The following is a 21,703-nucleotide window of genomic DNA, read 5'->3' on the forward strand; positions in this document are numbered from 1 at the left end:
CTCGAGGACTTCCTTATCGGCTACTGGGAAGGCTTCTTTTTGCGGAAGGACGCGAACAACCTGCTCGCGATGCTGTGGTCGTGGCAGCACGGCGACATCAGCGACAACCCGGTGTTCAAGGGCGACATCAAGAAAGCGCTGGGCGCCATCCAGGCGCGCGCGATCGTGATGCCGGCCGAGCGCGACCTGTACTTTCCCGTGGCCGACAACGAATGGGAGGTGTCGCACATGCCGAACGCCGAGTGCCGCCCGATTCCGGGCGTGTGGGGCCACTTCGCGGGCGGCGGCAGCAGCCCGGTCGACACCCGCTTCATCGACGACGCCCTCAAGGAACTGCTCGCCACGCCATGAACGCCCCCGTCCACGATCCGCTCGCCAGCTACCGCATCGAGACCGAGCCCTTCTACCGGCCCGCCGGCAACGAGGTGGCGCTGTACCGGCACGCCTACCGCCACCGCATGCCGCTGATCCTCAAGGGGCCGACCGGCTGCGGCAAGACGCGCTTCGTGGAGCACATGGCGTGGTCGCTCGGGCGGCCACTGGTCACGCTCGCGTGCAACGAGGACATGACGGCGTCGGACCTCGTGGGGCGCTACCTGCTCGATGCGAACGGCACGGCCTGGCACGACGGACCGCTGACGCTCGCGGTGCGCCATGGCGGCATCTGCTACCTCGACGAGGTGGTCGAGGCGCGGCAGGACACCACCGTGGTGATCCACCCGCTGACCGACGCGCGCCGCATCCTGCCGCTCGACAAGAAGGGCGAGCTGGTGCACGCGCACCCCGACTTCCAGCTCGTGGTGTCGTACAACCCCGGCTACCAGAGCAGCGCGAAGGACATGAAGCCGTCGACGCGCCAGCGCTTCGCCGCGCTGGAGTTCGACTACCCCGACGGCGCGCTCGAAGCGGAGATCGTCGCGCACGAGGCCGGCGTCGACCCCGCGCTCGCCGCGAAGCTGGTGGCCATTGCGCACTGCTCGCGCGAGCTCAAGCACCGCGGGCTCGACGAGGGCGTGTCGACGCGCATGCTGATCTACGCCGGCGTGCTCATCCGCGACGGCGTGTCGCCGCGCGACAGCTGCGACATGACGATGACGCGCGCCCTCACCGACGACCCCGACATGGCGAGCGCGCTGCAGGGCTTTGTCGAGGCGCAGTTCGGATGAACGACGGGCACGGCGCCCTCTCGCTGCTGGCCCGCGGGCTGGCCGGCATCGATGTCGACGTGCAGCCGCTGGCCGGCGCGCGCGCCGTGCTCACGGGCCGTCGGCTGCTGTTGCCCGACAACGACAAGGCCGTGCGCCTGCACCGCGCGATGGTGGCGCACGCGGTCGCGCACCTGCGTTACTCGACGCCCGCACGGCCGGCGCGCACGCTCAAGCCGATGGGCATCGCCATCGTCTCGGCCCTTGAAGACGCGCGCGTCGAGCGGCTGCTGTGCCGCGACTTTCCCGGCCTGCACGGCTGGTTCACCGCCGCGCTGCCGCCCGCGCCCGATCCGCTGGACCTGCGCTTTGCCGCGCTGGTCGCGCGCATGGACCGTGTGCTGCTGCTAGCCAATGCACAGGACGACAACCACTGGGTGAACAAGGCGCGCCGCCTGTTCGACGAGACCGTCGCGCGCGCGGGGCTGGAGGACTACGACGCCTTCCGGGCCGTCGCCTCGATCCTCGCCAACGACCTCGGCCAGATGCGCGTGCGCTTCGAGCCGCAGGACTACGCCGTGCCCGCACCCTGGCGCGACGACAACAGCTACCTGTGGGATTTCGGCGAGGCCGAGACACCGCCCGACGAAGCCATCGCGCTGCAGCAGACCGGCGCGCGACCACCGCCCCCTTCGGATGCTCCGCGCGAGGGCAACGAAGCGCCACCCGACGGCATCGCCGACATGGAACTCGGCCGCTACACCTACCCCGAATGGGACCGCACGCAGGAGCGCCTGCGACCCGACTGGTGCACGGTGATCGAGAAGCTGCCCGCGTGGCAGGGCCTGGGGACGGCGGGCACTTCAACAGCGTCGGGCAGTGAGCGCATCGTGCCGCTCGCCCTGCCCCGCGCGCGCCACCTCGACCGCACGCACCGCCTGCGCCGGCAGTGGGAAGGCGACGACATCGACCTCAATGCGGCCATCGAGGTGCTGGTCGATCGCCGCCTGTGCCTGCGGCCCGATGCGCGGCTGTTCATGCGACCGGGCAAGGGCCCGCGCCCGTCGAGCGTGCTGGTGCTGCTCGACCTGTCGGAGTCGGCCAACGACGCGGGCCACGGCGATGGCGCCGTTTCGTTGCTCGACCTGGAGAAGCAGGCCGCGCTGCTGCTCGCCGCCTCGAATGCGCGCGGCATCGACCGGCTGGCCATCCACGGCTTCTCGTCGAACACGCGCGCCGAGGTGTATTACTACCGCCTGCTCGAATTCGGCCAGCCGCTGGCTGCGCCCTCGCGCGCGATGATCGGTGCGGTGCGCGGTCGCTACTCGACGCGCATGGGCGCGGCGCTGCGCCATGCGGCGACGCACCTGCAGGCCGAGCCGGCGGGGCCGCGCGCGATCCTGCTGGTGACCGACGGTGCGCCGTCGGACATCGACGTGCACGACCCGACGTACCTCATCGAAGACGCCCGCCAGGCCGTGGCCGAAGCGCGCGATGCCGGCGTGCGCACCGCCTGCATCGCGGTGGACGGCGCGGCCGACGCGTATGTGCGGCGCATCTTCGGCTGGCGCAACTATTGCATCGCCGACGACGCGCGCAGCCTGCCCGCACGGCTGGCCCGCATGAGCACGCGGCTGGCCGCCGCCCATTGATCGAACGACTGAAGAAAGACACGGAGGAGCACACAATGAGGGTCCACACCTCCAGGAGACACCCCAGTGGCTGACAGGGACCCTCTTCGCGTCGGCATTCTGTATTCCGAGACCGGCGTCACCTCGACCATCGGCCTGTCGCAGCTGCAGGGCGCGCTGCTGGCCATCGAGGAAATCAACGCGGCCGGCGGCGTCGACGGCCGCGAGCTCGTGGGCGTGCGCTACGACCCGCAATCGAACCCGGTGCGCTACGCCCAGCTGGCCGAGCGGCTGATCGTGCAGGATCGCGTGAACGTGATCTTCGGCTGCTACATGTCGAGCAGCCGCAAGGCCGTGATCCCGGTGATCGAGAAGTGGAACAAGCTGCTGTTCTACCCCACGCTGTACGAAGGCTTCGAGTACTCGGGCAACGTGATCTACACCGGCGCGGCGCCCAACCAGAACAGCGTGCAGCTGGCCGAGTTCATGACCACGAACTTCGGTTCGCGCGTGTACCTGATCGGCTCCGACTACATCTACCCCTACGAGTCGAACCGCATCATGGGCGAGCTGGTGATGCAGCGCCCCGGCAGCGAAAAACTCGGCGAACGCTACGTGGCACTCGACGCCACCGAGAAGGACTACCGCGCGATCATGGACGACATCCGCGACAAGCGGCCCGACTTCATCTTCTCGACGGTGGTGGGCGACTCCACCGCCAGCCTCTACCGCGCGTATGCCGAGGCCGGCTTCGACCCGAAGACGATGCCCATCTCGAGCCTCACGACCTCGGAGGCCGAGATCTCGCAGATGGGCCCTGGCGTGGCCACGGGCCACTTCACGGCGGCGCCGTATTTCCAGTCGATCGACTCGCCCGCCAACCAGCGCTGCCTGGCGCGGCTGCGCGCGCGCTTCGGCGATGGCTGCGTGCCCAACCTGTGCTGGGAGGCGTCGTACTTCCAGATGCACATCTTCGCCAACGCCTTCCGGCAAGCGGGCACGGACGGCATCGCGGAAATCCTGCCGCACATCCTGGGCAGCGAGTTCGATGCGCCGCAGGGCCGCGTGAAGATCGACCCGACGAACCACCACACCTGCCTGTATCCGCGCATCGGGCGCGTCGATGCGCACGGGCAGTTCACCATCGTGCGGCAGGCGACGCGCGCGGTGTACCCGGACCCTTACCTCGTCACCCACTCGCTGGGCGACTGGACGGCGCGGCTCGACACGCTGGAGCTCTAGGATGAATCCGCAGCGGTCGTCGATCGGCAAGCACCAGCAGCGTGCCCCTGTGCGCAGGACACTGGGTGCTTCCCGCAGCGAAATCAAGGAGGAGCCGAAGGCGGGGGACATTCGCGGAGGGAAGTACCCGGTGGCCTGTGCACGCGCCCCGAACAGCAGCAGCGTCCAGAGAAAGAGCTGACCGTGGACAGCACAGCCCCCAAGCGACACACCCTGCGGGTGACGCCACCGCAGCTCAAGGAGCTGCGGCTGCTGAAGATCGCGGTGATCCACCCCGACGACGCAGACGGCCGGCAGCTCACCCAGCAACTGCAGCGCATCGGCTGCCAGGTGCAGGCCTTCTGGCCGCCCGTGCAGCACCTGCCCGAGGGCATCGACGTGGCCTTCATGGCCGTGCTGCCCGACTTCATCAACCTGCGTTTCGAGTGGACCCAGAGCGAGGACGCGCCCGCCGTCATCGCTGTCGTGACCTACGAGAACCCGACCATCGTCGAGGCCGTGCTCGAGATCGGCGCCAAGGCCGTGCTGCCGTCGCCGGTGCGCTCGTTCGGCTTGCTCTCGGCACTCGTGGTCGCGCGCGAGGCGCACAAGGAAAGCCGCTCGCTCGCACGGCGCCTGCGCAAGACCGAAGCCAAGCTGCTCGGCGTGCGTCAGCTGGCCGAGGCCAAGGCCATCCTCATGAAGACGCACGACGTGTCGGAAGGCCAGGCGCACGACCTGATCCGCGAACAGGCCATGAGCAAGCGCACCACCATGGAAGACATTGCCGCGGCCATCGTCAACGCCAACGAGATTCTTTCGCTCGGCGCGCGCGGCAACAAGCCCGGGCCGGGCTGAACCCCCTCAGAGCTGGCGAAAGCCCGTCAGCACTTTCAGCACGCTCTGCGTGGCACCGTCGAGCACCGCATGCTGGCGGTGCGCAATGCCCACGCGCCGCGTAAGCTTCGGCGTCACCGGCACGATCTGCATGCGATCGTTGCGCGCCATGTCGGTGGACTTCTGCAGCGGCAACAGCGCAGCGCCATAGCCCGCCGCCACGAGGCTGCGGATGGCCGCGTCGTAGTTGAGCTCGATGCGCGCACGCGGCGCAAAGCCGGCGGCGGCAAACCACTCCATCGTGAGGCGGTACATGTGCGTGGTCGCCTCGTTGAAGATCAATGGCTGCGCCGCGAGCCACGCCGGCGTGACGCGCTTCGGCGCCTTCCAGCGCTGCGGCACGAACGCCATCATGGGCTGCTCGCACCAGGGCGTGACCACGATGCCGCGCACCGGCGGCTGCGGAATGGCCACGAGGCCGATGTCGAGCGTGCCCGCCGCGAGCCGCTCCATGGCCTCGTACGAGCCGCGGATGCTCACCTCGACGTCGATGCCCGCGTGCTCCGCCCCCAGCGCCTCGAGCACCTGCGGCAGCAGGTCGACCAGCACGCCGGTCGAGGTGCCCAGCCGCACGCGGCCCGTGCGGCCCTCGGCCTGGCGCTTGACGGCCTCCACCGCGTCGTCGGTGTCGCGCAGCAGCTTGCGCCCGCGCTCCACCAGCGCCGCACCGGCCGGCGTGGGCAGCACGCGGCGGCTGCCGCGCACCACCAGCGGCGCGCCCAGGCGCGATTCGAGTTCGCTGATGTGCAGGCTCACCGTCGGCTGCGCGAGGTGCAGCGCCTTGGCCGCGGCCGAGAAGGTGCCCAGGTCGGCAATGGCGATGAGCGTACGCAGTTGGTCGAGGTTGAGCTGTCGCATCAGGAATGCTGATTGAAGGTGTCAGAAATCTCAACTTCCACAATAGCACGCGCCGCCGGAAGATGAGCGCTCCCCTACCAGGAGCCCACCGTGACCGCGCCGAAGCCACCGTCTTTTCATCAACGCCTGCTGCACGCCCTGCACGACTGGCGCCGCCGCGCCGTGACACGCCGCCGCGCCCGCGACGACGTGCAGCTGCTGGCCGGCATGAGCGACCACGACCTGCGCGACCTCGGCATCGGCCGCAGCGAAGTGCCCGAGCTGCTCGACCGGCACCGCTACTGATTCACCGAAACGCGCGTGCGGTTTCTTCAGGGACCGCATGCGATTTGAGGTTCAATCCAGGGCGTGCCTTCCATCGCCACCCCTGCCCTTCTTTCCATCGAACTCACTTCGCCGCAGTCCGTCAACGGGCGGCGCGCCGCCTTCCAGTCGCTGTGGCTGCTGGTCCGCATGCAACACGCCCATGCCCACGGCGGCGGCAGTGGTGTCGTGCGGCTGGCCGACCTGCGCGGCGAGGTGTCCGACGCCAGCACGCTGCGCATGGTCGTGAGCCGCGCGTTCCGCGACTTCAAGGCCTGGGGCCTCGAGGTGGGCTGGGGCGAAGACCTGCAGCGCGAACCGCGTTTTCTCAACGCCGAGCGACGCAGCCAGGGTCCGTTCTGGCTGCCGGCTGCTGAAGCGAAGCGCCTGCGCCTGCTCGTGGACAACCGCCCGGCCACCGCCGCCGAGGTGGCCTCCTTCCTCGGCCTGCGTTCGCGCAAGGCCCAGGCCGCCGGCGCGATGACGCCGCCCGACGCCGTGCACCTGCAGGACGCGGCCTTCTGGAAACAGCTGGTCGCTTCGCAGCAGGCCGCACGGCAAGGCCGGCTGATGTCGCCGGTGGCAGGCGGGAACGGCAACGGCAGCGCGCTCGAGTCCATCCGCCTGGCCGGCACGCTGGCCGCCAGCGATTTCCAGCGCGCGCTGGTCACGCTCAACGAAGCCATGCTGTGGCGCCGGCTCGGCGACAACGAACAGGCACGCCGCCGGCTGCAGGCGCTCAAGAAGCAGCGACTCGCGCACCACGTGGCGGGCAACGACTACCTCGGCGCGATGGAATGCATCGTCTCGGCCTGGTGCGCCTACACCGCGCGCGACCTGCCGCTGGCGCAGTCGCTGCTGGGCGGCATGGCCGAAGACCCGGCGCGCGCGCTGGTGCTGCGCCACCACCCCGACGTGCGCTTCGAGTGGTGCAACCTGTGGGCGCTGGCCTGCCGCTCGCGCGCCCTTGCACTGGCCGCCGACGACCGCCCGGCTGCCGCAGCGCTCGCCGAAGAGTCGCTGCAGCGCTTCGGCGAGGCACTGGCGGCAGCCTTCGAGTCGCACTCCTTCGACGCCGCGCAGCACGTGGCCGCCAACATGGGCATGGCCGCGTGGCTGTTCGACCGCGTGGGCCTGGGCGACCTGCCGGCGCTCGCGCACGACGGCCACCGGGCCGACACCACGCGCCGCGCGGTGCAATGGATCGCCTTCAGCGAATGGCTGTGCGGCCACACCGACGGACAGGGCCGCTCGGCATGGAACGCGATCTACCTGATGCGCATCGCACGCGGCCATTGCAAGCCAGAGACGCAACCCACGCTCGCGCAGTTCCGCGCACAGAAGCCGCTCGACCCGGCCGCGGTCTCCAAGCTCGCGGGCCCGCTCGCCGATGCCTTCGACGCCGCCAACTGGCCCGCGCGCTGGGTCGACGTGGCGCAGGCGCGGCTGGTCGACCACCAGGCCGGGCGGCGCCGCTACCCCGGGCTGCAGCAGGGCAGCCTGCTGTTCGAGCACGCGTGGTACGCCGCGCATGCGGGCGACCTGAAGGCGGCCGAGCACTCGCTGGGCCTGCTGCGCGAGGTGCTGCCGCAGCTGGTGCCGAGCGACCGCGCCTACTTCACCGAGTCGTGGAACGATGCGCTGCCGGCCGAGCTGGTGCTGGAGGCGAAGCCGCCGAGGCGGCCGTCGGCACCTCGGAAGAAGGCGCGCTGAGCGCCTTTTGCACGCGCTCGCGCAGCACCGGCAGCACATCGCGCTCGAACCACGGGTGATGCTGGAACCACGCGGTGTTGCGCGGCGACGGATGCGGCAGCGGGACGAAGCGCGGTGCGTAGTCGGCAAAGGCCTCGACGGTTTCCGTCACGCCGCCGCGCGCGGTCTTGCCGAGGAAGCGGCGCTGCGCGTACTGGCCGATGAGCAGCGTCAACGCGATGTGCGGCATCTGCGCCAGCAGGCGGTCGTGCCACAGCGGCGCGCACTCCTTGCGCGGCGGCAGGTCGCCGCTGGTGCCGCGGCCCGGGTAGCAGTAACCCATCGGCACGATCGCGATGCGCGTCGCGTCGTAGAACAGCTCGCGGTCGATGCCGAGCCAGCGGCGCAGCTGGTCGCCGCTCTTGTCGTTCCACGGCACGCCGGTCTGGTGCACCGTGAGGCTGGGCGCCTGGCCGACGATCAGCAGCCGCGCGCTCGCACTGGCCTGCACGATCGGGCGCGGCCCGAGCGGCAAGTAGGCCTCGCACGCGCGGCAGGCGCGGATCTCGGCAAGCAGCGCATCCACGACGATGAGGCTAGTCGGTGAACGGACGGAAGAAGGCGTTGAGCTCGGTGCCCGGCGTGGCATCGGCAAAGCCATCGAAGCGGCCCTGCTCGGCCAATGTGCGCGCGGCGCGGATGAAGCCGCCCCAGGCCGCGCGCGCCATGCCGCCGCCCACGCTGACGCGGCGCACGCCCAGCGCGGCGATGTCCGCCATCGTCAGTTCGCTGGTCGCGCCGACCAACAGGTTGACCGGCTTGGGCGCAACGGCGGCCACCACGGCGGCGATCTGCTCGCGCGTCTTGATGCCGGGCGCGTAGAGGCAGTCGGCGCCGGCCTCGGCGTACGCACGCAAGCGCGCGATGGTGTCGTCGAGGTCGGGGCGGTTGGCAAAGAAGTTCTCGGCGCGGCCCACGAGCAGCGTGTCGCCGCCCGCCGCGTCGATGGCCCGGCGCGCAGCGCGCAGCCGCTCGACCGCGACGTCGATGGGGAACAGCGGATCGTCGGGGTTGCCCGTGGAATCCTCGATCGACAGGCCCGCCACGCCAGTCTCGACTGCAAGGCGCACGCTCTCGGCCACGCCCTGTGCGTCGGCGGCAAAGCCGTTCTCGAAGTCGGCGTTCACCGGCAGGTCGGTGGCGGCCACGAGTTCACGCAGGTGCGCGAGGATCTGGTCGCGCGACAGGGCGCCGTCGGCATGGCCGCGCGACCACGCGAAGCCCGAGCTGGTGGTGGCCAGCGCCTGGTAGCCCAGGCCTTCGAGGTAGCGCGCGCTGCCCGTGTCCCAGGGGTTCGGAATGACGAAGCAGCCCTGTGCGTGGAGGGCACGGAAGGCGGCGCGCTTTTCGGCGACGGTGCGGGTCATGGGGCCTCGGCTTTCTGTGTTCAAGACAGTGAGCCGGCCATTCTGACGCAGCTGCCTCAGCACTCCACCACGTTCACCGCAAGCCCCCCCAGCGAGGTCTCCTTGTACGTGGACTTCATGTCCTCGCCGGTCTGCTTCATGGTGCGGATCACGGCGTCGAGCGAGACGTAGTGGCTGCCGTTGCCGCGCAGCGCCATGCGCGAGGCGTTGATGGCCTTCACGGCCCCCATCGCGTTGCGCTCCACGCAGGGAATCTGCACCATGCCGCCGACCGGGTCGCAGGTGAGGCCCAGGTTGTGCTCCATGCCGATCTCGGCGGCGTTCTCGACCTGCGCGGGCGTGGCGCCGAGCACGGCGGCGAGCGCCCCGGCCGCCATCGAGCAGGCCACGCCGACCTCGCCCTGGCAGCCGACCTCGGCGCCCGAGATGGAGGCGTTGGTCTTGTAGAGCATGCCGATGGCCGCAGCGGTGAGCAGGAAGTCGACGATGCCTTCGTCGCTGGCCTGCGGCACGAAGCGCTGGTAGTAGTGCATCACGGCGGGCACCACGCCGGCCGCGCCGTTGGTGGGCGCGGTGACGACACGGCCGCCGGCCGCGTTCTCCTCGTTCACCGCCATCGCGAAGGCGTTGACCCAGTCCATGGCCGCGAGCGGATCGGCGGCGCCGGCCTGCGCCAGCAGCTCGCGGTGCAACTCGGGCGCACGACGCCGCATGCGCAGCGGGCCGGGCAGTGCGTGCGCAGCCAGCGGGTTGTCGATGCCGAAGCCGCGCTGCACGCACTGCTGCATCACGCCCCAGATGCGCAGCAGGCCCGTGCGCACGTCGGCCTCGGGCCGCCACACGCATTCGTTGCGCAGCACCAGCGTGGCCACGGAAATGCCGTGCGCATGGCACTGCGCCATGAGTTCGTCGCCGGTCGTGAAGGGATGCGGCACGGCGGCTGCGGCAGCGGCCGTTTGCGCCACGGCCTGCCCGCCCTCGACGACGAAGCCGCCGCCGACCGAGAAGTAGGTGCCTTCGGCGAGCACGGCACCATCGGCCGCGAAGGCCGTGAAGCGCATCGCGTTCGGGTGCTCGGGCAGCGACTCTTCGCCGCGAAAGGCGATGTCGCGCACGCGGTCGAAGGCGATGGGCGTGGTGCCCAGCAGGCTCAGCTGGCCGCTGCGGCGCAGCGCGTCCAGGCGCGGCTGCACGGTCTCGGGCCGCACGGTGTCGGGTGCGTCGCCGAAGAGCCCGAGGATCACGCCCTGGTCGGTCGCGTGGCCGTGGCCGGTGGCGCCGAGCGAGCCGAACAGGTCGACGTGCAGCCGTGCGACCTGCGCGAGCAGGCCGCGCCGTTCGAGCGATTGCGCGAACAGCAGCGCGGCGCGCATCGGCCCGACGGTGTGCGAGCTGGACGGGCCGATGCCGATCTTGAAGATGTCGAAGGCGGAGAGCATCAGCGCATCATGCGACCGGAAGCTGCTGTTTGACCAGCGCCACCCAGTAGGCCGCACCGAGTGGCAGGATGTTGTCGTTGAAGTCGTAGTACGGGTTGTGCACGTTCGGGTCGTTCGGGCCTTCGCCCGCGCCGATGCCGATGTAGGCGCCGGGGCGCTTCTGCAGCATGAAGGCGAAGTCTTCCGAGCCCATGGCGGGCGGGATGTCGGTGTGCACCTGTTCGAGGTCGACCAGGCTGGCCGCCGCCGCGATGGCCGCGTCGGTTTCGGCGGGCGTGTTGACCACGCCGGGGTAGCCGCGGCGGTACTCCAGCGCCACCTTGGCGCCGTGCGTGGCGGCCACGCCGTCGCAGATCTGCTGCATCGCCGCCTGGGTCTTGTCCTGGATGCCGGCGTCGAGCGTGCGCACGGTGCCGCGCAGCACGACGGTCTCGGGAATGACGTTCCAGGTGTCGCCGCCATGGATCTGCGTGACGCTGACCACGGCCGCGTCGGTGGCGCCGGTGCGGCGGCTCACGATGGTCTGCAGCGCGTTGATGAGCTGGGCCGAGATCACCACCGAGTCGATGCCGGTCTCGGGCATGGCGCCGTGGCTGCCCTTGCCGGTGATGACGATCTCGAAGGTGTCGAGAAAGGCCGTCATCGTGCCCTTGCGGATCGCGAAGCGGCCGCGCGGCAGGCTCGGGAAGTTGTGCATGCCGTAGACGGCGTCGGCCGGGAACTGGTCGAACAGGCCCTCTTCCACCATCACGCGACCGCCGCCTTCGTTTTCTTCGGCGGGCTGGAACACGAAGTGCACCGTGCCCTTGAAAGGCTTGTGGCGCGACAGGTGCTCCGCCGCGCCCAGCAGCATGGCGGTGTGGCCGTCATGGCCGCAGGCGTGCATCTTGCCGACGCACTTCGAGGCATGCGCCTGCGTGCCCAGCTCCTGCATGTTGAGCGCGTCGAGGTCGGCGCGCAGCGCGATGCTGGGGCCTTCGCCGTTCTTCAGCGTGCCGACCACGCCGGTGCCGGCCAGGCCGCGGTGCACGGGCAGGCCCATGAGCATCAGCGCATTGGCCACCACGTTGGCGGTGCGGTGTTCCTCGAAGGCGGTCTCGGGGTTGGCGTGGATGTCGCGGCGCCAGCTCAGCATGCGGGCACGGGTGTCTTCGGCAATCTCGGGGTCGCGGTACATGGCGTGAATCTCTCGTGGGTGAAATCAGTGGAAGAACTCGGCGATGAACGTGGCGCCGAGGAAGGTGCCGGCCGTCGCGGTGAGCGACACCACCACGATGCGCCAGCCGAGCCGGCGGAACACGGGCAGGTCTTTCGCGACCGAGAAGCCGGCCAGTGCCAGCACCGGCGTGGTGAAGGCCAAAAAGTTGAGCTTGGCGGTGATCGCGATCAGCGCGTCGGAGAACGGGAACAGGCCCGGGATGCCGACCACGGTGGCCACCACCGAGAGCACCAGCACCATCGGCAGGCGCGGCACGAAGCGCTTGATGGCTTCGACGGCGCCGGCAATCGCCACCACGGCGAGCACGCCTTCGAGCGACACCAGCACCGGCACCTTGTAGGTCACGGCATTGCCGATGAGCACGCCACCGCCCACCACCAGCCAGGCCAGCAGCGTGTCGCGCAGCGAGGTCGGCGCGGCATGGGCCACGCCGGCGCTCGAGACGTTCGCGCCCGCATCCACGGCGGCGCCCTGTTGGGCGCCATGCTTGGAGAAGCGGCCCAGCACCGGCTCCAGCTTGCCGTAGAGCCACGAGCACAGCGGCAGCGAGAGGAACAGCGTGAAGTAGAAGCCGGCCACGGTGGTCAGCAGGTTCGACGCAGCGGCAATCGCCGTGAGCTGCGGCAGCATCTCGGGCGGGCTCTGCGCGGCGATGGCGCCCAGCGCCGCCGCCATCAGGCTGCCCGAGCCCACGCCAGCGCCCATGGCCAGCGAGCGCGGGTCGAAGATGTGCAGGCTGGCGATGAAGCCCGCCAGCACCGCGATGAACAGCGCGCCCAGCACGGTGCCGGTGATGTACTCGGCCAGCACGCCGCGGCCTTCGGGCGAGGCCATGCCGTACTTTTCTCCGATGATCACGAGGTTGCCCTCGCGGCCCACCGAGAAGGTGGCGCCCACGGCCTCGCGCTTGATGCCCAGCAGCAGCGCCAGCGGCAGGCCCAGCGCCAGGGTGCCCAGCGCATGACCGAACTCCTGGAACAGCAGCGCCCAGCCGGCCTGCTTCACCTGCGGCAGCGCGGCGCCGACCGTGAGGCCCAGCTTCACCACGAACAGCAGCAGGCCCGCGTTGAGCAGGCCGCCGGCCAGCGACTGCTGCGCCGTGGCCACGCGCACCACGCCCGGCACGCGCCGGTGTGCGATGCCCCAGGCGGCGGCCATGAGCAGCGCCCACAGCATCGGCAGCAGCACCACCTTGCCGGGGCCGACGCTGAACTGCGTCGGGCCGATGAGTTCGGCCACGGCCACGAGGACCAGGGTGACGACGAGGAGCTTGAGTTTGCCGGCGGCGCTGGAAGGCGCTACGGCTGCAATCGTGGAGGCAGCGGAGGTCATGGGTGGGCGTTTTCGAGGGGTGCCGGCGAGTTTCGGGCGGCGAGCCTCTTGCATCAATGACCGCAAATAAGGATATTCGTTGCATTGAATGCAACACTCGGAGACGACCGCCATGGACGACAAGCTCGACACCCGTCGGGTGCGCTACTTCATGCAGGTGCTCGACAGCGGCTCGGTGCGCGGCGCGGCCGACGTGCTCGACATGGACCCGTCGGCCGTGAGCCGCGCCATCGGCATCCTGGAAACCGAGTGCGGCCTGCCGCTGCTGGAGCGCCACGGACGCGGCGTGGTGCCCACCGACGCGGGCCAGCTGCTGGCCGGCTATGTGCGCCGGCAGCAGGGGCAGAAGCAGCACCTGCTGGCGCAGATGGACAGCATCCGCAAGATCGAGAGCGGCCACATCGACATCGTGGCCGGCGAAGGCTATGTCGACTGGCTCATGCGGCACAGCCTGCGCATCTTCATGGCCAGCCACCCGAAGATCACGGTGAACCTCGACGTGGCCAGCACCGACGAGATCGTGCGCCGCGTGATCGAGGAGCGTGCCCACATCGGCATGCTGTTCCAGCCGCCGAAGGACGAACGGCTCACCTCGCACCAGTCGCACGCGCAGCCGATCCAGGCCATGGTGCTCGGCTCGCACCCGCTCGCGCAGCTCGGGCGCCCGCTCAAGCTGGCCGACCTGCTGCCCTACCCCGGCGCCACGCTGCACCGCAACTTCGGCGTGCGCCAGCACATCGAGGCGGCCGAGATCAGCGAAGGCGTGCGGCTGCCCGCGCTGCTGACCACCACCTCGTTCAGCGCGCTGGGCCACTTCGTGTCAGCGGGCCTGGGCTACACGCTGGGCACGCGCATCTCGCTCACGCCCAACGCCGACCATCCGGCGCTGGTCGAGCTGCCGATGAAGAACCCGCTGCTGTCGCAGGGGCGTTCGCACATCGTGTCGCGGCACGGCCGTCTGCTGCCGCCGGCCGCGGCGACGCTGCTGCGACAGGTGGTGGCGGACATGAAGCGCTATGCCGATTCGATTGCGGGGACGGGCATCGGCAAGCCCCGCGCGAGCACGCGCGGGCGCGGCGCGACGGGTTGAAGGGCATGGGGGCTTGCGTTGCGTGCGCGCACGGTTCGGTGTTCTGATCGGACCCCATGTCCTACCTCGCTCCCCTCTTCATTCACCTGCTGTGCGCCGCCTTCTGGGTCGGCGGCATGGCCGTCATGCACTTCGCCGTTCGCCCCGCCGCCGTCGCCACGCTGGAGCCGCCGCTGCGCCTGCGCATGATGGCCGCGACGCTGCGGCGTTTCTTCATCGGGGTGGATGCGTCCGTCACGCTGCTGTTCGTGACCGGCATCGGTTTGATCCACGCGACCGGCGGCTTTCGCGCGGTGCACTGGCGCGTCGAGGCCATGATGGGCATTGCGCTCGTGATGGCGGCGATTTATGTCTACATCCGCGCCTCGGCGTTCCGCGCGCTGCGCCGTGCAGTGGACGACAGCGCCTGGCCCGTGGCGGCCGCGCGGCTGAACACCGTGCGCCAGCTGGTGACGCTGAACCTCGCGCTGGGCGTGGTGGTGTTCGGGGTGGCGGTGATGGGGCGCGGCGGCTAGCCGTTGCCACGGTCGAGTTCGACCCGCGGCTCGCCCGTGCAAAGCACGGAAACACAATCGGTGAATCCGGCCACCAGGTATTCGTGCACATCGCCGTAGAACAGCCCGACACAGTTGCCGGGCCGCGCCGACTCCTGTGACAGCCAGCCACCCGACCGAATGGAGAACACCCAGCCGTTCGGCAGGGAGCACGCGGGCCAGTACTCGCCGAGATCGCGCTCGTCCATGACGCGGTAGGCCACCACATCGTCGAAGCGGACCCGGAGGCACGCGTCGCTTGTTGCATCCTGGGCGACGACCGTGAGTTGCTTCACCGCATAGTCGACACGCACGATCTCCCAGGTGCCTGCGCCATCGAATGCAGTGGGCACCGCGACGGCCTCGACCTTGACCGTTTCAGTCATCGGCCGACGGCCCTCAGCGTTCGCCCAGGACCGCGCCGTCCACCGGCTTCTGCAGCCACTGCGCGATGTCCTCGCCCAGCTTGTAGGTGACGACACCGACCATGCTGCAGGTGCTGCGCGGCATGCCGAAGTAGATGAACATCTGGCGCTGCGCCGTGAACTTGGCGGGCGCCGCGCCGTCGCGCTCCAGCGTGCCGCGCAGCTGGACGATCTTGGGGCCGCCGTAGAGGCCACCCGCGTTCGCGAGCAGGTCGGTGATCTCCAGCTTCAGCACGGGCGCGCCCTGCGCGTTGGCGGGCAGCGGCGGTGCGAGCAGGAACTCGTAGGGCTCGAGCAGCTGGTCCTGCACGGCCTGGCGCAGCGACGCAGGCACGTCGCAGGAATCGTCCGCCTTCGACAGCGTGACGCCCTTGGCGGTGGTGCCGTAGGCCACGGGCGCCATGAGCACGCTGTTGCGCGCCGTGGCTTCGGGCGGCGGGGGTTCGGGTGCAGCAGGCTGACGCGTGCCGCAGGCGGCCAGCAGCGAGGCCGCGCCCGCGAGCGCAAGAAGCCGCGCGACAACGCGCGCGGCGAACGGATGTTCGGTCATGTGGAATCCCCCTGAATAATTGTTCTGCGCCGGGTGGCGCGCGCCGATTCTGCGCCAACGTCGGCAGCGGCCATGCGCCGCGAAGGCTAAGCCGCAGGGCCCTTCAGCTCTACGCCATTGCCATCGGGATCTTCGAGGTAGATCGAAGGCCCGTTGCCCTCCGCCCCGAAGTTGTTCTGCACCTCGCCGTGCACCGGCACACCGTGCCGCGCCATGCGCGCGCGGATCGCGGCTTCGTCGAAGGGCTCGATGCGCAGGCAGAGGTGATCGACATTGCGGCCCTCGCGCCCGGCCAGTGCGCCGCCCTGGCTGCCGAGCTTGCCATCGTGCGTGACGAGGTCGATGAGGCTGCTGCCGGCACGCAGATGCACGAGGCCGAGGTCGTCGCGGCGCTTCTCTAACGTGCAGCCGAGCACGTCGCAATAGAAGGCCATGGACCGCGCGGCGTCGCGCACGCGCAGCACGACGTGGTCGATGCGCAGCACCGCGAACGGGGCTGCATCGGCAGCGGCTGCTTCAGGAGAAGACGGAGCGGGCGGGCGCGTCATGCCCGCCAGTGTGTCAGACCACCCCGGCGGCGCGCAATGCCTCGAAGCGCGTGGCGTCGACGCCCATCTCGGCCAGCACCTCTTGCGTGTGCTGCCCGAGTGCGGGCGGTGCGCGGCGCAGCACGGGCGGCGTGGCCGTGAGGCGCAGCGGGCTGGCCACGCCTGTGATGCTGGCGATGCCGTCGCCCGCATCGCGCGGCAGTGTGACGGCCAGGCCGCGCGCCTTGACCTGCGCGTCGTCGAAGGCCTGCGCGATGTCGTTGATGGGGCCGCAGGGCACGGCCTTGTCTTCGAGCAGCGCGACCCAGTCGGCGGTAGTGCGGGTGCGCGTGAGCTCTTCCATCATCGGGATCAGCACGCCGCGGTGTTTCACGCGCAGCGTGTTGGTCGCAAAGCGTTCGTCGGCGGCCCATTCGGCGTGGCCGGCGGCTTCGCAGAAACGCGCGAACTGGCCGTTGTTGCCGATGGCCAGCAGCATCGAACCGTCTTGCGTCGGAAAGTCTTGATACGGCGCGAGGCTCGGGTGCGTGTTGCCCTGGCGGCCCGGCGCCTTGCCGGTGTTGAGAAAAGCGCTCGCCTGGTTGGCGAGGATGGCCATGCCCACGTCGAGCAGCGCCATGTCGATGTGCTGGCCTTCGCCGGTGCGGTCGCGCACCTGCAGCGCCGCGAGGATGGCGGTGCTGGCGTACACGCCGGTGAACAGGTCGGTGAGCGCCACGCCCACGCGCAGCGGACCACCGCCGGGTTCGCCGTCGGGGCGGCCGGTGATGCTCATCATGCCGGTCATGGCCTGGATCATCAGGTCGTAGCCCGCGCGCTCGGCGTACGGGCCGTCGTGGCCGAAGCCGGTCACGCTGCAATAGATGAGGCGCGGGTTGGCCGCGCACAGGCTGTCCTGGTCGAGGCCGTACTGCTTGAGGCCGCCGGTCTTGAAGTTCTCGACCACGATGTCGGCCTGCGCCGCCATCTGCTGCAGCAGCGCCTGCCCCTCGGGCGTGGCCATGTCGATGGTGACCGAGCGCTTGTTGCGGTTGCAGGACGTGAAGTAGCTGGCCTGGTCGGTGTCGTGGCCGTTCGCGTCTTTCACGAAGGGCGGGCCCCAGGTGCGCGTGTCGTCGCCGACGCCGGGGCGTTCGATCTTGACGACGTCGGCACCCAGGTCCGCGAGGATCTGCGTGCACCACGGGCCCGCGAGCACGCGGGACAGATCGAGGACCTTGATGCCGTCGAGTGCTGCGGGCTTGGTGGTCATGCGTCCGATCAGTTCGCGAAAGCGGCGATGCCGGTGATGGCGCGGCCCAGGATGAGCGCGTGGATGTCGTGCGTGCCTTCGTAGGTGTTCACGACTTCGAGGTTCACCAGGTGGCGTGCCACGCCGAACTCGTCGCTGATGCCGTTGCCGCCCATCATGTCGCGTGCCATGCGGGCGATGTCCAGCGACTTGCCGCAGTTGTTGCGCTTCATGATCGAGGTGATCTCGACCGCGGCGATGCCCTCGTCCTTCATGCGGCCCAGGCGCAGGCTGCCTTGCAGGCCCAGCGTGATCTCGGTCTGCATGTCGGCCAGCTTCTTCTGGATGAGCTGGTTGGCGGCGAGCGGGCGGCCGAACTGCTTGCGGTCCAGCGTGTACTGGCGGGCGCGGTGCCAGCAGTCTTCGGCGGCACCGATGGCGCCCCACGAGATGCCGTAGCGGGCGCTGTTCAGGCAGGTGAACGGGCCCTTGAGGCCTTGCACTTCGGGGAACGCGTTTTCTTCGGGGCAGAACACGCCGTCCATCACGATTTCACCGGTGATGCTGGCGCGCAGGCCGACCTTGCCGTGAATGGCGGGAGCGCTCAGGCCCTTCATGCCCTTCTCGAGCACGAAGCCGCGGATCGGGCCGACGGTGCCGCTTTCGCTGACTTCCTTGGCCCACACGACGAACACGTCGGCGATGGGCGAATTGCTGATCCACATCTTCGAGCCGCTGAGCGAGTAGCCGCCCGGCACCTTCTTGGCGCGCGTGGCCATGCTGCCGGGGTCGGAGCCGTGGTCGGGTTCGGTCAGGCCGAAGCAGCCGATAAATTCGCCGGTGGCGAGCTTGGGCAGGTACTTCTGCTTTTGCGCTTCGGTGCCGAATTCGAAGATCGGCACCATCACCAGCGAGCTCTGCACGCTGGCCATCGAGCGGTAGCCCGAATCGACGCGCTCGACTTCGCGGGCGATCAGGCCGTAGGCCACGTAGTTCAGGCCGGGGCCGCCGTACTGCTCGGGGATCGTCGGACCGAGCAGGCCGAGCGCGCCCATTTCGCGAAAGATCGCGGGGTCGGTTTCGCCGCTGCGGAAGCCTTCGATGACGCGGGGCGCCAGGCGCTCCTGGCAGTAGGCGTTGGCCGCGTCGCGGATCATGCGTTCTTCGTCAGTCAGCTGCTGGTCGAGAAGAAAGGGGTCGTCCCAGTGGAATTGCGCTTTGGCGGCCATGTGGATGTCTCCGGAAAAGGAAGAAGAAACAAAAGAAGGGGGAATGCGGTCGATCGTAGCCACGCAGGGGGCCCGGCGCAAACGATGAATCCTCACCCAGATATGCGTCTGACGCACATCTTATGAGATACATCTTGTTGATTTACAGGCGAAACCACCTCGCCAGTCATACACTCCCGGCATACATGCGCCGCAAGATCCCACCCCTGCAAACCCTCGTGTGCTTCGACGCCGCCGCGCGCCACGAGAGCTACACCCGCGCCGCGCAGGAACTGGCGCTCACGCAGAGCGCGGTGTCGCGCCAGGTGGGGTCGCTCGAGACCTTCCTGGGCGTGGCGCTGTTTCGCCGCACGCGGCACGGCGTGGCGCTCACGGCCAGCGGCGCCGCCTACGCGCGCCAGATCGCACGCCGCCTGGAGGCGATGGAGCGCGACACGCTCGACGCCATGGCGCACCAGGGCGAAGGCGGTTCGCTCTCGCTGGCCGCAGTGCCCACCTTCGCCACGCGCTGGCTGGTGCCGCGCCTGCGCGGTTTTGCGGCGCTGCAGCCCGACGTGGTGGTGCACATCGAGACGCGCACCCGGCCCTTCCTGTTCGCCGACGCGGAGTTCGACGCCGCGCTTTACGCGGGCACACCGGCGCAGGTCGAGAACTGGGCCGGCACGCGCGCTGTGTTGTTGATGCACGAAGACGTGGTGCCCGTGTGCAGCCCTTCGCTGTTGCCCGATGGTCAGGCCGTGTCGCCCGAAGCCATCGCGCAGATGCCGCTGCTGCAACAGAGCACGCGCCCCGACGGCTGGCGCCAGTGGTTCGACGCGCAACAGGTCGACGCGCCCAACGCGCGTGGCGGCCCGCGCTATGAGTTGTTCTCGATCCTTGCAGCCGCCGCGTCGCACGGCCTGGGCGTGGCGCTGATGCCGACGATGCTGGTGGCCGACGAGCTGGCACGCGGTGAGCTGGTGGTGGCCTGTCCGCGGGCGTTGTCGGCGGAGCGCAGCTATTACCTCGTGACGCCGGAGCGGGCGGACCAGCGGCCGTTGTTGAAGCTGTTCAGTGATTGGTTGCTGGGGCAGGCTCGGGAGGTCTGACGCGGCCAAAAAATGCATCTCATACTAGACATTTCATTAGTTTTGCCTAACATGAGATACATATATGCCATCCACCGCACCGCCCACCTTCGAGGGGGCCAGCCGACGCCTTGAAGCGCTCGGCCGGCATATCCATGCGCGGCGGAAGTCGCTCAGGATCAGCGCCACCACGGCCGCCGAGGCGGCGGGCATGTCGCGCATGACGCTGCATCGCATCGAACGCGGAGAGCCCTCCGTCACGATGGGGGCCTACATGAACGCGCTGGCGGCATTGGGGCTCGATGTCGAAGTGACGGCACCGGTCGAAGGCACCTCCAAAGAGATGGCGATGCCGGCGTCTTCGCGCACGCCGACGCAGACCGTCCGGGTCGGCGACTTCGCGCAGTTGCGTCGCCTGGCCTGGCAATTGCCGGCAGACGCGGAGCTCACACCCGAGGAGGCCTGGGGCACTTACGAACGCAACTGGCGCCACGCCAATCCGTCCGCGCTCGAAGACAACGAGCGCCAGTTGCTGGCCGAGTTGGCCCGCATGCTGGGCCGGAAGCCGCTGGATGTTTGAGCGCGCGCACCATCGCCAGGTCGCCGAGGTGCTCGCGGCGCTGAACGCGCCCCTGCTGGCGGACAACCATTGCCTGTTCGGCGGCGGCACGGCCATCGCGCTGCGCCATGGCGAGTACCGCGAGTCGGTCGACATCGACTTCCTCGTGTCCGATGTGGCGGGCTACCGTTGCCTGCGCCAGCTGGCAACCAGCAACGAGGGGCTGCGCGCGCTTACCCGGGAAGGCGCGACATTGCAGCAGGTGCGCGACGTCCGCGCCGACCAATACGGCGTCCGCAGTGCCGTGCGCGTGGGCGAGACCGACATCAAGTTCGAGATCGTGCTCGAGGCGCGCATCGCACTCGAAGCTCCCGGCCCCACAGACCGCATCGACGGCATCGCCACCCTCACGCCGCTGGACATGGCGGCGAGCAAGCTGCTCGCCAACTCCGACCGCTGGGCCGACGACAGCGTGTTCAGCCGCGACCTGATCGACCTGGCCATGATGCAGCCCGGCAAGCCCTTGCTGCTGCGCGCGGCAAGCAAGGCCCGTCTCGCCTACGGGGACAGCATCGATGCCGATCTTGAAAAGGCAGCCGATGCGCTGCTGGCGCGGCCCGGACGCATGGAGCGATGCATGCACATGCTGCAGATGACTACGATTCCGCCCGCGTTGCTGCGCAAGCACATCAAGGCCCTGCTGCCGCGAACGCAGCGCTTGAGCTGAGACGCGGACCGAGGCTGGCCCGGTCAGGCCTTGGCCGGCCGCGCGCCCTCTTGCGCAAACGCCTGGATCAACGCCGGGAAGGCCGCGAACTCCGGCAGCTTGCCGAAGCTGTGCTTCGCCGGCGTCGTCGCCCAGGGCAGCTTCTCGTCGGTCCAGGTTTCGGCGAAGGGCACGACCCATTCGTGCCGGTCGAGCATCGTGGGGCGCAGGTTGACGAACTCGTCCATGCCTTCGGTGCGGGTGAACATCCAGCTCTTGCAGTGCGGGCAGAAGAAGTGGTGCGAGTCGCCGTGCAGGCCGCCGATGACGGGTTCGCCCGACACCACCTCGAAGCCCGGCGTCGGGATCGCCAAAGACAATGAGAACGCGCTGGCGCTCATGCGCTGGCAGCCGGTGCAATGGCAGGCCATCGCCAGCAGCGGCGGTGCGGTGATGCGCAGGCGCACCTGGCCGCAGCGGCAGCCGCCGGTCCAGGGGAGTTGCCAGTCGTTGGCGGTGTCTTGAGGGGCGTTGCTTTGGGTGCTCATGGGCGCTTTCTGGCTTGATTTTCAGAATGATCGCTCAATACGTGTCCCGCTTC

General features: G+C 69.5%; 23 protein-coding genes and 1 pseudogene. 12 read left to right on the forward strand and 12 right to left on the reverse strand.

From position 1 onward, the window contains the following. The 5 genes and pseudogenes from AAG801_RS17475 to AAG801_RS17495 all read left to right on the forward strand — a co-directional run. Positions 1-351 (forward strand): annotated as a pseudogene (locus AAG801_RS17475) (hypothetical protein); the annotation flags it as partial. Then, the gene (locus AAG801_RS17480; RefSeq protein ID WP_341889491.1) at positions 348-1,166 is read left to right on the forward strand and encodes a CbbQ/NirQ/NorQ/GpvN family protein; all 819 of its coding nucleotides are present in this window, start codon (positions 348-350) and stop codon (positions 1,164-1,166) included. The pseudogene AAG801_RS17475 and the gene AAG801_RS17480, both read left to right, overlap by 4 nt. After that, complete coding sequence (locus AAG801_RS17485; protein ID WP_341889492.1) at positions 1,163-2,797, forward strand: VWA domain-containing protein; 1,635 nt, start codon at positions 1,163-1,165, stop codon at positions 2,795-2,797. The genes AAG801_RS17480 and AAG801_RS17485 overlap by 4 nt, the downstream gene beginning before the upstream one ends. A 66-nt stretch (positions 2,798-2,863) precedes the next feature. Beyond that, entirely contained in the window at positions 2,864-4,018 is a 1,155-nt protein-coding gene (locus tag AAG801_RS17490) for a transporter substrate-binding domain-containing protein (protein WP_101490570.1), read from the forward strand. Between the two features lie 183 nt (positions 4,019-4,201). After that, positions 4,202-4,855, forward strand: a complete 654-nt coding sequence (locus tag AAG801_RS17495) for an ANTAR domain-containing protein (RefSeq protein ID WP_101490572.1) — start codon at positions 4,202-4,204, stop codon at positions 4,853-4,855. Between the two features lie 6 nt (positions 4,856-4,861). Here AAG801_RS17495 and AAG801_RS17500 read toward each other — a convergent pair whose 3' ends face one another. Next, positions 4,862-5,752: a LysR family transcriptional regulator gene (locus tag AAG801_RS17500; protein ID WP_099794445.1), complete on the reverse strand. Its 891-nt coding sequence runs from the start codon at positions 5,750-5,752 to the stop codon at positions 4,862-4,864. A 90-nt stretch (positions 5,753-5,842) separates the two neighbouring features. Here AAG801_RS17500 and AAG801_RS17505 point away from each other — a divergent pair, with 90 nt between their 5' ends. Further along, positions 5,843-6,037, forward strand: a complete 195-nt coding sequence (locus tag AAG801_RS17505) for a DUF1127 domain-containing protein (RefSeq protein WP_153281264.1) — start codon at positions 5,843-5,845, stop codon at positions 6,035-6,037. Between the two features lie 63 nt (positions 6,038-6,100). Continuing rightward, positions 6,101-7,768, forward strand: coding sequence for a hypothetical protein (locus AAG801_RS17510; RefSeq protein WP_341889493.1), 1,668 nt, complete (start codon positions 6,101-6,103; stop codon positions 7,766-7,768). Here AAG801_RS17510 and AAG801_RS17515 read toward each other — a convergent pair. Genes AAG801_RS17515 through AAG801_RS17535 form a run of 5 tightly spaced genes read right to left on the reverse strand, consistent with a single transcriptional unit; the run spans position 7,674 to position 13,164 of the window. After that, positions 7,674-8,333 carry a uracil-DNA glycosylase family protein gene (locus tag AAG801_RS17515; protein ID WP_341889494.1) on the reverse strand — a complete coding sequence of 220 codons (660 nt, stop codon included), beginning with the start codon at positions 8,331-8,333 and terminating at the stop codon, positions 7,674-7,676. The two genes, AAG801_RS17510 and AAG801_RS17515, sit on opposite strands and share 95 nt — an antisense overlap. 10 nt (positions 8,334-8,343) lie before the next feature. Beyond that, a complete protein-coding gene (locus AAG801_RS17520) occupies positions 8,344-9,174 on the reverse strand; it encodes an isocitrate lyase/phosphoenolpyruvate mutase family protein (protein ID WP_341889495.1) in 831 nt (276 codons plus the stop codon). 56 nt (positions 9,175-9,230) lie between these two features. Next, a complete protein-coding gene (locus tag AAG801_RS17525) occupies positions 9,231-10,616 on the reverse strand; it encodes an L-serine ammonia-lyase (RefSeq protein WP_341889520.1) in 1,386 nt (461 codons plus the stop codon). Between the two features lie 4 nt (positions 10,617-10,620). Then, positions 10,621-11,790: a M20 aminoacylase family protein gene (locus tag AAG801_RS17530; protein WP_341889496.1), complete on the reverse strand. Its 1,170-nt coding sequence runs from the start codon at positions 11,788-11,790 to the stop codon at positions 10,621-10,623. Between the two features lie 24 nt (positions 11,791-11,814). Then, positions 11,815-13,164, reverse strand: coding sequence for a DUF3100 domain-containing protein (locus AAG801_RS17535; protein WP_341889497.1), 1,350 nt, complete (start codon positions 13,162-13,164; stop codon positions 11,815-11,817). A 112-nt stretch (positions 13,165-13,276) separates the two neighbouring features. Between AAG801_RS17535 and AAG801_RS17540 the strand changes: the two genes are divergently transcribed. Both AAG801_RS17540 and AAG801_RS17545 read left to right on the forward strand, forming a co-directional pair. After that, complete coding sequence (locus tag AAG801_RS17540; RefSeq protein WP_341889498.1) at positions 13,277-14,254, forward strand: LysR family transcriptional regulator; 978 nt, start codon at positions 13,277-13,279, stop codon at positions 14,252-14,254. Between the two features lie 56 nt (positions 14,255-14,310). Beyond that, positions 14,311-14,769: a CopD family protein gene (locus tag AAG801_RS17545; RefSeq protein WP_341889499.1), complete on the forward strand. Its 459-nt coding sequence runs from the start codon at positions 14,311-14,313 to the stop codon at positions 14,767-14,769. Here the strand turns inward: AAG801_RS17545 and AAG801_RS17550 are convergent. The 5 genes from AAG801_RS17550 to AAG801_RS17570 form a co-directional block, all read right to left on the reverse strand. Continuing rightward, a complete protein-coding gene (locus AAG801_RS17550; protein WP_341889500.1) occupies positions 14,766-15,173 on the reverse strand; it encodes a hypothetical protein in 408 nt (135 codons plus the stop codon). The genes AAG801_RS17545 and AAG801_RS17550 overlap by 4 nt on opposite strands. Before the next feature lie 13 nt (positions 15,174-15,186). Next, positions 15,187-15,762, reverse strand: coding sequence for a hypothetical protein (locus AAG801_RS17555; protein ID WP_341889501.1), 576 nt, complete (start codon positions 15,760-15,762; stop codon positions 15,187-15,189). A gap of 86 nt (positions 15,763-15,848) precedes the next feature. Next, positions 15,849-16,310: a VOC family protein gene (locus AAG801_RS17560; RefSeq protein ID WP_341889502.1), complete on the reverse strand. Its 462-nt coding sequence runs from the start codon at positions 16,308-16,310 to the stop codon at positions 15,849-15,851. A gap of 13 nt (positions 16,311-16,323) precedes the next feature. Further along, positions 16,324-17,562: a CaiB/BaiF CoA-transferase family protein gene (locus tag AAG801_RS17565; protein ID WP_341889503.1), complete on the reverse strand. Its 1,239-nt coding sequence runs from the start codon at positions 17,560-17,562 to the stop codon at positions 16,324-16,326. Between the two features lie 8 nt (positions 17,563-17,570). Beyond that, the gene (locus AAG801_RS17570; protein ID WP_319358525.1) at positions 17,571-18,770 is read right to left on the reverse strand and encodes an acyl-CoA dehydrogenase; all 1,200 of its coding nucleotides are present in this window, start codon (positions 18,768-18,770) and stop codon (positions 17,571-17,573) included. 185 nt (positions 18,771-18,955) lie between these two features. Here AAG801_RS17570 and AAG801_RS17575 point away from each other — a divergent pair, with 185 nt between their 5' ends. From AAG801_RS17575 to AAG801_RS17585, 3 genes are all read left to right on the forward strand, one after another. Then, entirely contained in the window at positions 18,956-19,858 is a 903-nt protein-coding gene (locus AAG801_RS17575; protein WP_341889504.1) for a LysR substrate-binding domain-containing protein, read from the forward strand. A 64-nt stretch (positions 19,859-19,922) separates the two neighbouring features. Beyond that, positions 19,923-20,417: a helix-turn-helix transcriptional regulator gene (locus tag AAG801_RS17580; RefSeq protein ID WP_341889505.1), complete on the forward strand. Its 495-nt coding sequence runs from the start codon at positions 19,923-19,925 to the stop codon at positions 20,415-20,417. Beyond that, a complete protein-coding gene (locus AAG801_RS17585) occupies positions 20,410-21,123 on the forward strand; it encodes a nucleotidyl transferase AbiEii/AbiGii toxin family protein (RefSeq protein WP_341889506.1) in 714 nt (237 codons plus the stop codon). Before AAG801_RS17580 ends, AAG801_RS17585 begins: the two co-directional genes overlap by 8 nt. A gap of 23 nt (positions 21,124-21,146) precedes the next feature. Here the strand turns inward: AAG801_RS17585 and AAG801_RS17590 are convergent, their stop codons facing one another. Then, complete coding sequence (locus AAG801_RS17590; RefSeq protein ID WP_341889507.1) at positions 21,147-21,650, reverse strand: GFA family protein; 504 nt, start codon at positions 21,648-21,650, stop codon at positions 21,147-21,149. Positions 21,651-21,703: the final 53 nt, after the last annotated feature.

It is taken from the genome of Variovorax sp. YR752 (genome assembly GCF_943372545.1).

What these genes read in the sequence shown, in the direction of transcription:
- AAG801_RS17480 (WP_341889491.1), top strand. Translation starts at nt 348, where the DNA reads ATGAACGCCCCCGTCCACGATCCGCTCGCCAGCTACCGCATCGAGACC.
- AAG801_RS17485 (WP_341889492.1), top strand. Translation starts at nt 1,163, where the DNA reads ATGAACGACGGGCACGGCGCCCTCTCGCTGCTGGCCCGCGGGCTGGCC.
- AAG801_RS17500 (WP_099794445.1), bottom strand. Translation starts at nt 5,752, where the DNA reads ATGCGACAGCTCAACCTCGACCAACTGCGTACGCTCATCGCCATTGCC.
- AAG801_RS17520 (WP_341889495.1), bottom strand. Translation starts at nt 9,174, where the DNA reads ATGACCCGCACCGTCGCCGAAAAGCGCGCCGCCTTCCGTGCCCTCCAC.
- AAG801_RS17530 (WP_341889496.1), bottom strand. Translation starts at nt 11,790, where the DNA reads ATGTACCGCGACCCCGAGATTGCCGAAGACACCCGTGCCCGCATGCTG.
- AAG801_RS17535 (WP_341889497.1), bottom strand. Translation starts at nt 13,164, where the DNA reads ATGACCTCCGCTGCCTCCACGATTGCAGCCGTAGCGCCTTCCAGCGCC.
- AAG801_RS17540 (WP_341889498.1), top strand. Translation starts at nt 13,277, where the DNA reads ATGGACGACAAGCTCGACACCCGTCGGGTGCGCTACTTCATGCAGGTG.
- AAG801_RS17545 (WP_341889499.1), top strand. Translation starts at nt 14,311, where the DNA reads ATGTCCTACCTCGCTCCCCTCTTCATTCACCTGCTGTGCGCCGCCTTC.
- AAG801_RS17550 (WP_341889500.1), bottom strand. Translation starts at nt 15,173, where the DNA reads ATGACTGAAACGGTCAAGGTCGAGGCCGTCGCGGTGCCCACTGCATTC.
- AAG801_RS17555 (WP_341889501.1), bottom strand. Translation starts at nt 15,762, where the DNA reads ATGACCGAACATCCGTTCGCCGCGCGCGTTGTCGCGCGGCTTCTTGCG.
- AAG801_RS17560 (WP_341889502.1), bottom strand. Translation starts at nt 16,310, where the DNA reads ATGACGCGCCCGCCCGCTCCGTCTTCTCCTGAAGCAGCCGCTGCCGAT.
- AAG801_RS17565 (WP_341889503.1), bottom strand. Translation starts at nt 17,562, where the DNA reads ATGACCACCAAGCCCGCAGCACTCGACGGCATCAAGGTCCTCGATCTG.
- AAG801_RS17570 (WP_319358525.1), bottom strand. Translation starts at nt 18,770, where the DNA reads ATGGCCGCCAAAGCGCAATTCCACTGGGACGACCCCTTTCTTCTCGAC.
- AAG801_RS17575 (WP_341889504.1), top strand. Translation starts at nt 18,956, where the DNA reads ATGCGCCGCAAGATCCCACCCCTGCAAACCCTCGTGTGCTTCGACGCC.
- AAG801_RS17580 (WP_341889505.1), top strand. Translation starts at nt 19,923, where the DNA reads ATGCCATCCACCGCACCGCCCACCTTCGAGGGGGCCAGCCGACGCCTT.
- AAG801_RS17585 (WP_341889506.1), top strand. Translation starts at nt 20,410, where the DNA reads ATGTTTGAGCGCGCGCACCATCGCCAGGTCGCCGAGGTGCTCGCGGCG.
- AAG801_RS17590 (WP_341889507.1), bottom strand. Translation starts at nt 21,650, where the DNA reads ATGAGCACCCAAAGCAACGCCCCTCAAGACACCGCCAACGACTGGCAA.